Origin of the sequence: Pelagimonas sp., from assembly GCF_050633425.1 — a bacterium.
Classification (GTDB): domain Bacteria; phylum Pseudomonadota; class Alphaproteobacteria; order Rhodobacterales; family Rhodobacteraceae; genus Pelagimonas.
In genome coordinates this window covers 1-12324 of record NZ_JBOEGM010000007.1, presented here as the reverse complement: position 1 = coordinate 12324, position 12324 = coordinate 1, and the positions used below count along the sequence as shown (strand labels likewise).

The following is a 12324-nucleotide window of genomic DNA, read 5'->3' as shown; positions in this document are numbered from 1 at the left end:
CGTTGTTCGTTAAAAGGTGGCTGATGGCACCGTTTTGGGTGTCACACCTACCTCAAAGGATATTGAAATGACCCAGAAATACGTGGTGGAACTTGTCAAATGGACCGCCTTGGATGGCGTGACAGACGCAAAAATGACCGATGCGGTTGATCGGTTGCTACCAGACTTAAAAACCTTGCCGGGCTTTGTGAAACAGGATCTTTACAAAGATGATGATGGCCAATGGGTCGATCTTTATATTTGGGACAACAGGGAAGACGCCCTTGCTTCAAATGATCTCATGGCCCCGAAACCTTCATTTGCTGGACTGATGTCATTGATTGACCCAACCAGCGTCACCATCGAATTTCTCAATCTACCATAACCCATGATGGAACGTTGCAGCTGGGCCGGGCCCGATCCAATTTACTTTGAATATCATGATAGCGAATGGGGTGTTCCGCTGCGCGACGGACGTGCATTGTGGGAGATGCTTATTCTGGAAGGGTTTCAGGCAGGGTTGAATTGGATCACGATTTTGAAAAAGCGCGACAATTTTCGATCCGCATTTGAGGGGTTTGATCCAAACATTATCGCCAATTGGGGCGAGGCAGACGTCGCTCGACTGTTGCGTGATGCAGGCATTGTCCGACATCGAGGGAAAATCGAAGCAACAATCACAAATGCCCGCGCCTACCTCGAAATCGGGGATTTCCAAAGTTGGTGCTGGGATGCGGTTGGTGGAGATCCGATTCAGAACAATTTCCAGAGTTTGTCGGATGTTCCAGCCAAAACAAAGCTTTCAGAGAGCTTCTCAAAAGACTTGAAGAAAGCAGGTTTTCGGTTCTGCGGCCCCACAACTGTTTACGCATGGATGCAAGCTGTGGGCATGGTTAACGATCACGTGTTCACCTGCCCCCAGCACAAGATCTGTGCCGCCCTTAAGTAAACAACAATGTTCAATATCGTGACGGCAAACGACGATTCAGCACAGCGGGCCTTGAAAACTTCCAGAAACTGTCGATCTTGGCTTGGGTGCTCAAATGTCACGAGGATCTATGATGACGAGCGGCGCTTTTCGAAGGAAGCCTTAGCCTTAGCATACGCTGCGTCTATCAAAGGCCGCATGTCGCCCAGTGTTTCGACGGTTGGATTCAGCACCGCAACCCAACTCATCCATCCGTAAACGGGATGAGGCGTCAGCGTATTCAATTTGGTGAAATTCCACGGCCCTTCCACAATGCCACCTTTGCCGGGACGCGGCGGAGGTGGGCCAAACCTTTCAAAATAAAGCGGCTTGCTCGTGCCGACATTTAGGCGAAAAATGCCGTCCCGATCCAGTTTCGAGGCGCTGTCGTTTGCTCCGTCCTTTTCCTTTATCGTCGCAAAGTAGACTCCCCGTGGCAAAACGCGGCACGGATTGTAGAAAAGCGATGTCTCGCCCCAGGCTTGTACAGCAACAGTTCCGTCAAAGCTGCTTACTAGGTCATTGAGGATTGTGGCGGGGGTCAGATAGGTCATTTTGTTCTTTCAAGATAATCATTTAGGCGTTTTCCAGCTTCAGGCCTGAAACCACGTTCCAGCAGGCGTGTGCCTGACATTCTGTCCAAACGAAACACCCGGAAATCACCGCGCGTTTCACACCATCCGGTCACGGTCAGGGTGCTATCCCATGCCTCGATCTCCAGTGGGCGAATGATCCGGTGTGATTGGTTCTCGTCCAGTGAGCAGTAATCAAACTCCAAAACCGAGCGACTGAGGATGGCCCGTCGGGTCACTTCCAACACGTCTTGCACCGCATCAGGAAACCGCTGAGAATAAACACCTATCGCGCCTCGACCTGGATCAAGCATTTCAGGTCTAGGTAAGACCACCCTCACCTTATCGCTGAGGCTTTTGCCATGCTCTGACAGGGTTTTCCCGAAGCCCGATTGAACCAAGGCAATGCCAAGCTCCAGAACCTCCAGTTCTCCGGGAGACAGGTTGAGCGGTGGCAGAAAGACCGGCTCCGTCATCATATATCCAACACCACGCTCGCCGTTTATCGGAACGCCCGAGGCAATGAGTGTGTCAATGTCGCGGTAGATTGTCCTGAGCGATACCTCCATTCGCTCCGCGATATCTGCGCCCTTGTGCAGTCGCCCGTCACGGAAAATCTGGATAATGCTGAAAAGCCGATCTGTTCTGCGCATGCTCTTACTTTATTGGACGAATTACCGAATACCGCAGCGCAACTGTATCAGGATCGATTGTCATCATGAATGGCATCATGTCTTCACGTTGCATTGCGGCCTCTGCAGCAGATTGAGCGATATCCAAATCAGTCCATTCAACGTAATCTGTCCATAAACCAGTCTCATCCTGTGAAAGGCTGCGCCGGACAAAACCATCAACCGAACAAAGGTATGTCATTGAGGTTGCCGCTGCATTCAAAAACTGTTCGTCGGTAGTGCCCTGAACAAGACGAAATTCAACAATCTCGGCAACGGCGGACACACCGCGCGCAGTATCGTTGCAGTCTTGTGCGCTGGCTGCGCCAGCCATTGAAATGCATGTGATTGCTGAAAGCAGAATTTTCTTCATGTCGAATCTCCAATATTCATGAAGTTCGCTCTTCACACATCCCAACTGACACGGTCTGTCAGTTATCTAATGCCAATTAGCCCAAAATGGTGGATACCGCAGGTGACATAAACGGTCGTTTACGCCGGTTTGCCCTGCCTCACCAAGAAACAATCTCTTAGCTATGACAAAAACCCCCGGCAAAACCTTTGCGGTTTTGGCAGGTTTTTGGCCGAGTGTCTGAAGCTGAGAGCGGACCTTCGAGAAAAGTGCGGCGAAGGCTATTGAAGAGCCCAAATCGACTGATGCTGCGGAACAGCCGAACGTCCGGTTTTGGGGAAATCGACATGCTGAGACGTCAGTACGTTTTCAGTCCGATTGTGTGGCGACTGAAATCAGGCTTGATGCTAATCGCTTCTTATCCGAAGACGATAGGTTCCGCCGAGTGAACGATGCGCGAATTGCCATGCCCTCAACGATGTCGAGCATAGTTTCGGCTTTATGATTCAATGCGTTATGACTACCATTGGCATTCGGTAGCATTCGAATAACGTCGATCAAAGCCGCCACAAGTTGTTTTCGATTTTGGTCAAAAAGTTCCGCTACTCTGGGGTTCCGAAGCCCCTCAGAGATGACATCAATTGTTAATTCAAGGGCACCTGGCCTTAAGCACATCGTCAAGTAGCTATCCGAGAATTTCGAGATCGCCTTAAGGGGATCGGAAAAGCCCGAGAATTTACTGATCAGGTCATGCAAGTCACCTTCCTCGGACTTTGCAAATTCACCAATCAATTCAGCTTTGCTCTCAAAGTGGTTGTACAGATTGCCCAAACTCACACCGGCAGCAGAGGCGATGTCACGCATGCTTGTCTGATGGAAACCTTTTTCAACGAAGCACGCCGCAGCGGCCTCCAAAATATGGAGGCGTCGGGCCTCGGTGGCCAGGGCGCGTTTTCCGACAGTCGACATAAGGCGTAGGTAGTTTGTCTCTTGCAACTCGACAAGAGATTTCATATCGACGAACGTACGTTCGTTCATTATGCTGCTACTCTAGATAGAAACCTACACCGCAATGCCAAATCTGACGAGGCCGATCACGTTGTTTTCGATCATTCGCGACTTTCGCGGAAGGATCGCGGTGACATGGCTGATAGTTCTGGTCGAGAACTTTCTGATTGCTCTGATACCGCTACTGATCGGCCTGTCAATTGACGGCCTCTTGAACGGTCAGAAGGAGGAACTGTGGCTTCTGGCCGGTGTTCTCGTGATCCTTGGAGTGGTTGCGGTCAGTAGGCGCATTTATGACACACGAGTCTACGGCATGATCCGTGTTAGGCTTGGTTCGCAGCTCACAACCGAGCGTCAATCAATGGAAGTCTCAAAGCGCAGCGCGCGCCTGGACATGGCCCGTGAGCTGGTTGACTTCCTTGAAAACGAAGTGCCGGAGCTGATCACAGCAACGATCCAGATCATCGTCTCTTTTGTTGTGCTGATCATATTCCATATTCGGCTGGGCATTGCGTCTATCGCCGTCGTCGTAGGTATGGTTCTGGTCTACTCGTGTTTCCACCGCAGCTTCTTCAGGTTCAACGCCGCATTGAACGCACAGAAGGAAAAACAGGTTGCGATCCTGGATACCGGAAAGCGACGCGGAATCTTTGGTCACTTAAGCCTGTTGAGGCGTCATGAGGTGTCGATCTCTGACACTGAAGCCATCGTTTATGGTGGCATTTTTATGTTTCAGATTGCTTTCATCATCTACAACCTGAACCTTGGCGCGCAGTTGTCCGACATTACAGCAGGGAAGATCTTTTCCATCGCGACATATTCTTGGGAGTATGTCGAAGCCGCGCTCGCGCTGCCGATGGCCCTACAGGCGTGGTCCAGGCTGAGCGAAATCACTGACAGAATAAACTCCGAGGACTGATCATGGGGCTGTGCAAATACAAGAATTTTAACTGGGCCTTCACTCGGGAATCACTGGTTGCTTTGTTGCTTTCCAGTGCTGCCGCTGTGGCCGAGCCAGCCGAAAAACTTTGGTTAAGCGATGATGATGCCGTTGTGATCGCCACTGGAAGCTGCGGACAAGGTTCGGATGCGCTGTGCGGAATTATTGTCGGGGTGCCCGGCGCAAGGACAGACCCACAGATCGCAAATGCGAGAGCAGAGTTGTGCGGCTTGCCGATCATTTGGGACATGATACCGACCGGGGACCCCGGAGAGTACAGTAGTGGTCGCTTGCTCGACCCAGAAAGTGGCAAAGACTACGCCGCGACCTTCCAAGATCAGGGCGGAAGCGCCACCGTCAGCGTCGGTTTCGCATCGTTACGTTGGAGTCAGGTCAATAGAATTGAAGAGGAGTGTGCGGGATGATCAAAAGGACAAGTCTTCTCAATGCATTTGTGGTCACGGTGGTTTCCGGACTTGCGACACTTACACATGCGCAAGATACACCCGGAATCTCTGTTGCAGTTGAAACCATCGAAACTGGGCCGGTCACGCAGTGGATTTTCCTTGAGGGCATCGCAGAAGCGGCCCGGAAAGAGTACCTCTATTTCGAAAGGCCGGGACGGATCATCGAGATCGCAAACGGGGACGACGGCGAGGCCCTTCGTGCAGGCGCCAGAGCTTCTGGTGACATTCCGTTTCTCGCGCGCATTGACGACCGGGAGACTTTAAATCAGTTGGAAGAAGCGCGCGCTGCTGTTGCGGCCGCGCGGGAACGTGTCCGTGCTGCTGAAGCAGTGCTGGAACAAGCTCGTTTGGCTTTGGCGCGTCAAGAACGCCTGAGTGAGCGGGGGACCTCCACTCGCGCGGCTCTTGAAGAAGCCCAGGCTGCCTTCACAAGTGCAGAGGCACAGCTATCAGAAGCGCGCGCTGCGGTTCTGGCGTCTGAAGCCCAAGTAAGATCGGTAGAGTTGGCGCAATCCTACACGTTGTTGCGCGCACCTTTCGACGGTGTTGTCTCTCTCATGAACGTCCGTGTGGGTGATTTCGTTGGTCAAAGCCCCGGTGAAACGTCGCCGCGTGAACGCGAAGCCTCCGCAGCCGTAGTTCTCATAGATGACACAAGTTTTGAGGTGACGCTTTTTGTTCCTCCGTATCAGGCGATTGGTGTGCAAGAAGGGCAGCGGGTCTTGGTAGGTTTGAGTGGTGCGGCCATATCGAACTATGCGAAGACTGGCTCCGATCCGTTGGTAGTAGAAGCTGATGTTTGGTCTGTGAGCCCATCCGTCAGCCTGCAAAATCGCGCTGTTGAAGTGAAAGTTCGCACCAATACAGAAACACCCTTTTTGTCTGACGGCGATTTTGTAAGTGCGTGGATCGCGGTCAATGAGCGAGAGAACGCATTGCGCGTCCCTTACACGGCCCTCATCGACCAAGACCGCAAGTTATTCACGTTTGTGCTGTCTGAGGATGGGACATCTGTAGAAATGCGCGAGATACCTCGCGGACTTGAAGGGCTAACCTTCATGGAAGCAACTGAAGGTCTTGTTGCCGGTGATCGCGTGGTAACTCGCGGTCAACACCTTCTTGCAAATGGCAGCCCCGTTCGTCTTGTCAGTGAAGGGAACTGAGACATGCAGGAGAAAGGTGCCCTTCGGTTTTTCATTCTCGATCCGACATTTGCTATCGTTCTGATGCTCACCTGCCTCATTGGTGGTTTGCTGTCCTACACGTCGATGGTTAGGGAAAACAACCCTGATCTCGCGATCCCACAAGCTACGATCTCGGTGATTTGGATCGGTGCGTCTCCAGATCAGGTCGAAGAAGAATTGGTCAAACCAATTGAGGTTGCGATCCGTGGTTTGCCGGGTCTTAAGAGCTTCTCATCGAGTGCCTTCAACTCAGCGGCAATTGTCGCTGTTCAGTTTAAGGCGGATGTCGATATTCCATCCGCTATGCAGGCATTGCGGACCAAGGTGGCGGAGGCACAAACAAGTTTTCCAAAGGCGGCACGAAGTCCGCAGGTTGAACAGATTTCCGTCAACGACAGCCCGATCATGACCTATGTGATCAGAGGTGACGTTGACGACTTCTCTTTAAACCAAGCAGCGGGGCGTTTGCAGAGGGAGTTACAACGCGTCGAAGGTGTTCGAAGGGCAAACCTTCAGGGAGATCGTGCGCGCGCTGTTCACGTCAGACTTGATCCGGCGCTGTTGCGTTCTCATGGCCTGACCTCGACAATTGTTCAGGAAAGAATTGAAGCGAGCAACCAAGACCTGTCCTGGGGGTTTCTCGAAAGTACGGAAGGTGTGCTGCCGCTCTATCTGCAAGGTCGGTTTCAGGACCTGCAAGACATCCGCGACATCCCTGTTTATCGGGACGATACCGGTCGTGTCGTGCGCCTCAACGATTTAGGCGAGGTTTATATCGGGCTGCGCGAAAAATATACAGCGACACAGGCCAGCATTGACGGCACGCCCTTTGCAAACGTCATTTCGATGTCGGTTTTGAAACGCCCCGGAGGGGACACGCTTCAAACAATCGAGAGCATCCGCACCTTTGTCGATGAGTTCACTGTGGGCGCGAGTTGGCCCCAAGCGATTACAGTCGAAGAGCTTTCCAGTGAAAGCGAGATCATTGAAGCGAGCTTCTGGGAAGTTCAGTCGAACCTCATACAAGGTGTTGCGGCTGTGTTTTTGGTGCTTTTGATCGCGCTGACCTGGCGCGAGGCGATGGTGGCAGCAATGGCGCTGCCGGTGACGCTCTTGGCGGCACTGATGATCCTCGACTACTTTGGCTATACACTCAACACACTGGCGTTCCTTGGTATGGTGATCGCCCTGGGTATCTTGGTGGATGTCTTCATTCTTGTGATGGAGGGTATGCATGAAGGCATTTACGTGCGCGGCGAAAAATTTGCCGAGGCCGCGAAAGCCACCGTGCGTAACTTCCTGATGCCCGCAATCTCAGGGCAGGCGACAACGATTCTGGCCATGGTGCCATTGATGACAATCGCTGGGGTCGAAGGCAAGTTCATACGCATCATCCCGTTCACAGCGATTGCCTGTCTTGTCGCCAGTCTCGCGATTGCGTTTCTGGTGTGTATTCCCATGTCGCGCTTTTTCTTGGGTCGCGGGGAGAATGTTCAAAAAACAACCGTCGACAAGATCACCGAGTACGCCAGCGACAAACTGAACACCTTCCTGATCAAAGGTCCACTGAAGACCCGCTGGCGGTCTGGGTTGGCAGTTTCGCTTGCATTGGGTGCCTTTGCGGGTTCAATTTTTCTGGCAACTGAACTTGAGCAAATCGTTTATCCAAAGGAAGATCGCAGGTCACTTGGGATTTCTGTTGAGTTGCGCCCGGATGCGACGTTCAGCGAAGCCGAAGCCGTTGCGTCTAAGGTTGGTGAAGCGCTCCGAGAGTTGCCCTACTTTTCTAGTGTTGTTACGCATTCGGGCGAGAGAAGCCCCTTGTCACTGAACTCTATCGCGGAGTATCTGCAACCTCTCGAAGAGTTTTCATTTGTGGGGTTTTCTGTACAGTTTTTGCCAAAATCGGAACGTGAGAAGCTCGCCTTTGAGTACTTGCCGGAGATCAGGGCCGTGGCACAAGAGGCCTTGGCGGATATCCCCGGAGCCGTGTTACGCCTCACGCCAGACCTCGGCGGGTCAAGCAGTGTTGAGCCGATCCAGATAGAAATCACAGCCGAGGAAATTGGTACACTCCGTGACGTCGCAAGAGACATTCGCGTAGAGTTGGCGCAGATAGAAGGCGTTACCGACATTCGGGACACGCTTGGTGCCTTCAAGTCGCAAGCTCGGTTTACGGCTTTGTCCGAAGCTCTCAGTTTCTATGAACTGAGCGAGGCCGATTTACTGTCCCAAATTCGTGCGTCACTGACCGCCGACAAAATTGGCACATTCTCCCAGCCCGGTTCGCTCCCTGATCTGGACATCATACTTGGTGTCTCATTCCCAAGCCGTAACGGCGATCTAGGAGGTCCGACTGCCATACATGAACTGGAGTCTCTCAGCCTGATCACAGAGCGCGGTGAGCGTGTACCCTTTGTCTCACTTGTGGACGTTGAATTGGATTCTGTGCCGCTGGCAATTGTCCATGCTGAAGGCGACAGGGCTGTCACAGTAAAGGCCCACCTTGAAGGCGAAATCACGTCTGCTGATGTGGTCGCACGGTTGGCTCCAATCCTAGAAGAGGTGTCAAAAGATTGGCCACTGGGGACCAGCTATCGCTTTAGGGGAGAGGTCGAGAGTTCCGCCCAAACCTATTCGAGCGCAGGTAAGGCATTTGCAATCGCGCTGCTGCTGGTGTTCGCCATTCTTGCAATGCTTTTCAGCTCGTTCAAGCAACCGATTATCATCATGGCAATGGCACCTCTGGCCATGACGGGCGTCTTCACTGGCTTCTGGCTTCTGTCTATTCCAATGTCCTTCGCAGCGATGATTGGCATCATCGCTCTGGTCGGCATCATCGTTAATGACTCCATTGTGATGGTCGAAGTAATAAATCATCGGCTTGAGGACGGGATGGACGCCTATCATGCAGCGGCGCATGGCGCGTCGGACCGATTGCGCCCGATCCTGACTACCTCGATCACAACGATTGTCGGTTTGACGCCGTTGGCGCTGAGTTCGCCTGCCTGGTATCCGCTTTGCATGGCCATCATTCTCGGTCTGGCCTTGGCAACAATCCTCGCTCTCATTGTGGTCCCTAGCCTCTACGTGCTGCTGTCCTCCAAACAGCAGCGGCAGCAAATTGCAGCCCAACCGGCATGACCAGTGGTCGAGAAAGCCAATCGGCCAGTCTCAGAGAAATGGTCTTGCTTACCCAGCTTGACGATCTGGATGATGATGACGTTCGCTATTTTAGTGAAAACCCTGATCGGCTTGACCTCATCACCAATCGGGAAACGTTGAAACTCAAGAGTCTTTGGGTGGCGCTTGCGTTGGCCATGGTGTTTGTGGCCGGTTCCAAGTTCATCGCAGAGACCTATGCAGATCAGATGTCACAGTTCCTCAACAACGTGGTTGTTGACCTCGTGTTTGAAATGGGCGCGGCTCTTATTGGATCCGTCGCAACCGTGATTTTCATTGAGTTCCAACAGAAACGCCAATTTGAGGAAAACCTTACGCTGCGTTCTGCCATCGAAAAGCGCATCCGCCAACTTGAGGATGCGAGGCCATGACAGCGTTTTCGGGACAAATTCTCAGAGTTTTGGCCATTATCGGGTTGGTTTTGGCTCTTTGGTACTTCCGAACAACGGTGATGCTCCTGTTCCTGGCTATGCTTCTCGCGATGGTCATGGCGATTCCGGCGCAATTCCTACAAGGCCGAGGTGCTTCCCGCTGGCTATCGTTGATAGTTGGAGTTTTTCTCTGCTTTCTGGGGCTGCTTGTTGTCTTTGCAGCAGTTGTACCAGCGGTCGTGGAAAGTGCCTCACAGATCGCAAATAGGTACGGTGACGCCGTAACAGTTCTTGCCGGTCGATATGATAGCTGGCGCACAGAATTTCCGTTCCTGCCAGACATTGCTGGCTTGCAAACGACGTTTGCCGCAGGAGGTGCTGGCGGCTTCATGCAAGACATACTCGGACGGCTTCAAAATCTAGGAAGTTCGATCGGCAAGGCCATCTTGGCCTTTGTCCTGGCCATCTTTTTTCTCGCGACTCCCAACGAGTATCGAAGCGTAATCCTTGCCTTGTTGCCTGAAGCTAATCGTGAGCGCATTGGTTCGGTGATTGACATGATTGTTCGGGAATTACGCGCTTGGCTACGTACCCTGAGCCTCTCGATTGCGGTCACTGTAGGACTCGTCTTCGTCAGCTTCGAGCTTCTCGAATTTCCGTTCGCCTTTGAGATTGCAATCTTTGTTGGCGTCGCGACCGTCATTCCGACAATTGGTGTGATCTTGCCCATTATCCCAATTGTCGTTTTTGGACTTACCGCCGCAGACCCATGGATCATCTTGGTCGCATTGCCGATCTATCTGCTGATCCAGTTTGTCGAAGGAAACTTCATCACGCCCGCGATGATGAAGGCGAACCTCAGCATCCTACCTGCTGGCATTCTCATATCGCAGATAATTGCCGCTCAGATTTTTGGGATCATTGGGGTTTTTCTAGCAGTACCCATGCTCGTGACACTCACCGTTCTAGTACGCGAACTCTATTGCCGAGATTTACTTGGCGGCGTGGTGGAACTACAGGTCGCAGTTGAAGCTTCACCTGCGGCACAATCTTAGAAAACAAATGGATGGGGGACGCTATCATGTGGACACGTGGGAAAACTCTTTTGTCTTTGTTGGCGACTGCTGGCTGTGCGCCCGTTGGAGCAGATTTCAGAACTCCCGATGCTGACCTAGGCGCGCGGTTCCTAAGTGGAGGAACAACCGATAATGGAGATGTCAGCGCTGACAAGTGGTGGACTGACCTGCGCGACGGCAGACTCAGTACATTCATTGATCGCGGTCTTTCTGCAAACTTGGATGTGCGCACTGCCCTTTCGCGCATCGAGCAAGCCGAAGCCGGGGTACGTCAGACCGGACTGAATGCGCAGTTGGATGGGAGTCTATCTGCAAGTCTGACCAGAAGCGGCGGGGAGGGCCTGCCGACGACCGAAGACAGGTCGTCGGCGCTGTCGGGATCAGTGGTCATTGATCTATTCGGGGGTATTAGGCGTGGACGGGAGCAGGCACTTGCCGAGTTGGAAGCAGCAGGTTTCTCTGTGGGTGATGCCAGGCTCGCGTTTCTGAGCAGCATCGTTGGAAATTACATTTCCGCACGCTTCAATCAGCAAGCCGCAGAATTAACGCGGAGGTCTATCAAGACCCGTGAAGAAACGCTCGATCTCGTTAAGTTTCAAGTCAACGAAGGCGCGGCATCTCAGCTTGATCTGGCACGGGCGGATGCGGACCTCCAGGCCACAACTGCCGAGCTTCCTAATTTCATTGCTGGCTTCAACGCGGCGGTTTTTGCCATCGCAACTCTGATTGATGTGCGCGCTCAGAGTATCTTCGCAGACATGCAACGTGGGGCTCCACTGCCGTGGCCTGGCAGAACACCGTCAACGGGAACACCCGCAAATCTATTGCGTAACATTCCTTCAATACGCACTGCAGAGCGCTCCTTTGCGGCAGCAGTTGCAAGCGCCGGCGTCGCCGAAGCCGAACTGTATCCATCTCTGACACTATCCGGCAACGTCTCCGTGGGCGACACCGAGAGTTGGAGTTTTGGCCCGCTGCTTTCGTTTCCTGTGTTGAGCCACGGTCTTCGACGCGCCACGAGAGACCAAGCCATCGCTGCCGCCAAGGAAGCTGAGCTTCTTTGGAGATCTGCCGTTCTTACCGCAGTCGAAAGTGTTGAGGCCGCTTCGTCAAATCTGGCTCAGTCCCGTCGTAGGGTCCAACTCTTACGAGGTTCTGTTGCCGCACAGGAAACGACCCTAAACCTTTCTCGATCTGTCTTCACGGATGGCGATCTTGATCTTATCGACCTTCTCGAAACTGAGCGATCGACGTTGGATTCACAGGTGCAACTCGCTCAAGCGGTTCAGGATGTCGCGATATCTTGGGTCGAGTTGCAAATTGCAACTGGTCGCGGTTGAAAAACTTGATAGGAAGAACCTCATTGCGGCCAAACCTCGGGCAGAGACTTCTGAGATGAATGCGGATATTGGCGCAAGTGCAGCGAAAGTTCCCTTTGTCCCGCACAGCAGACGGTCAAGCGTTTACATCGCAAGGTCGGCTTTCGGAAAAAGCGGTCCTCTGGCCACTCTATGGCAAAGGTCTGCTGCGCGGGACTTTCCGGACCTTCATTGA

At 52.8% G+C, this 12324-nt stretch carries 13 protein-coding genes; 9 read left to right on the top strand and 4 right to left on the bottom strand.

What is annotated here, in order from left to right; all coding sequences use genetic code 11:
- Positions 1-67: 67 nt before the first annotated feature.
- On the top strand, positions 68-364 hold the full coding sequence (locus ACRBB0_RS05505; protein ID WP_431373406.1) for a hypothetical protein: 297 nt from the start codon (positions 68-70) through the stop codon (positions 362-364).
- A 3-nt stretch (positions 365-367) separates the two neighbouring features.
- On the top strand, positions 368-928 hold the full coding sequence (locus ACRBB0_RS05500) for a DNA-3-methyladenine glycosylase I (protein WP_431373405.1): 561 nt from the start codon (positions 368-370) through the stop codon (positions 926-928).
- Positions 929-1035: 107 nt separating this feature from the next.
- Here the strand turns inward: ACRBB0_RS05500 and ACRBB0_RS05495 are convergent, their stop codons facing one another.
- The 4 genes from ACRBB0_RS05495 to ACRBB0_RS05480 form a co-directional block, all read right to left on the bottom strand.
- Positions 1036-1500, bottom strand: a complete 465-nt coding sequence (locus tag ACRBB0_RS05495; protein WP_431373404.1) for a DUF6194 family protein — start codon at positions 1498-1500, stop codon at positions 1036-1038.
- A complete protein-coding gene (locus ACRBB0_RS05490; protein ID WP_431373403.1) occupies positions 1497-2171 on the bottom strand; it encodes a helix-turn-helix transcriptional regulator in 675 nt (224 codons plus the stop codon). The genes ACRBB0_RS05495 and ACRBB0_RS05490 overlap by 4 nt, the downstream gene beginning before the upstream one ends.
- A 4-nt stretch (positions 2172-2175) precedes the next feature.
- Complete coding sequence (locus ACRBB0_RS05485; protein ID WP_431373402.1) at positions 2176-2598, bottom strand: hypothetical protein; 423 nt, start codon at positions 2596-2598, stop codon at positions 2176-2178.
- A 312-nt stretch (positions 2599-2910) separates the two neighbouring features.
- A complete protein-coding gene (locus tag ACRBB0_RS05480) occupies positions 2911-3579 on the bottom strand; it encodes a TetR/AcrR family transcriptional regulator (RefSeq protein WP_431373401.1) in 669 nt (222 codons plus the stop codon).
- Positions 3580-3613: 34 nt separating this feature from the next.
- Between ACRBB0_RS05480 and ACRBB0_RS05475 the strand changes: the two genes are divergently transcribed.
- From ACRBB0_RS05475 to ACRBB0_RS05445, 7 genes are read left to right on the top strand one after another with little or no spacing between them, the layout of a single operon-like run.
- Complete coding sequence (locus ACRBB0_RS05475) at positions 3614-4468, top strand: ABC transporter six-transmembrane domain-containing protein (RefSeq protein WP_431373400.1); 855 nt, start codon at positions 3614-3616, stop codon at positions 4466-4468.
- A 2-nt stretch (positions 4469-4470) separates the two neighbouring features.
- Complete coding sequence (locus tag ACRBB0_RS05470) at positions 4471-4914, top strand: DUF2147 domain-containing protein (RefSeq protein WP_431373399.1); 444 nt, start codon at positions 4471-4473, stop codon at positions 4912-4914.
- Entirely contained in the window at positions 4911-6119 is a 1209-nt protein-coding gene (locus ACRBB0_RS05465; protein ID WP_431373398.1) for an efflux RND transporter periplasmic adaptor subunit, read from the top strand. Before ACRBB0_RS05470 ends, ACRBB0_RS05465 begins: the two co-directional genes overlap by 4 nt.
- A 3-nt stretch (positions 6120-6122) precedes the next feature.
- Positions 6123-9284, top strand: coding sequence for an efflux RND transporter permease subunit (locus ACRBB0_RS05460; protein WP_431373397.1), 3162 nt, complete (start codon positions 6123-6125; stop codon positions 9282-9284).
- Positions 9281-9694 carry a hypothetical protein gene (locus ACRBB0_RS05455; protein WP_431373396.1) on the top strand — a complete coding sequence of 138 codons (414 nt, stop codon included), beginning with the start codon at positions 9281-9283 and terminating at the stop codon, positions 9692-9694. Before ACRBB0_RS05460 ends, ACRBB0_RS05455 begins: the two co-directional genes overlap by 4 nt.
- A complete protein-coding gene (locus ACRBB0_RS05450; RefSeq protein ID WP_431373395.1) occupies positions 9691-10749 on the top strand; it encodes an AI-2E family transporter in 1059 nt (352 codons plus the stop codon). The genes ACRBB0_RS05455 and ACRBB0_RS05450 overlap by 4 nt, the downstream gene beginning before the upstream one ends.
- Positions 10750-10775: 26 nt before the next feature.
- Complete coding sequence (locus ACRBB0_RS05445; RefSeq protein WP_431373394.1) at positions 10776-12110, top strand: efflux transporter outer membrane subunit; 1335 nt, start codon at positions 10776-10778, stop codon at positions 12108-12110.
- Positions 12111-12324 lie beyond the last annotated feature (214 nt).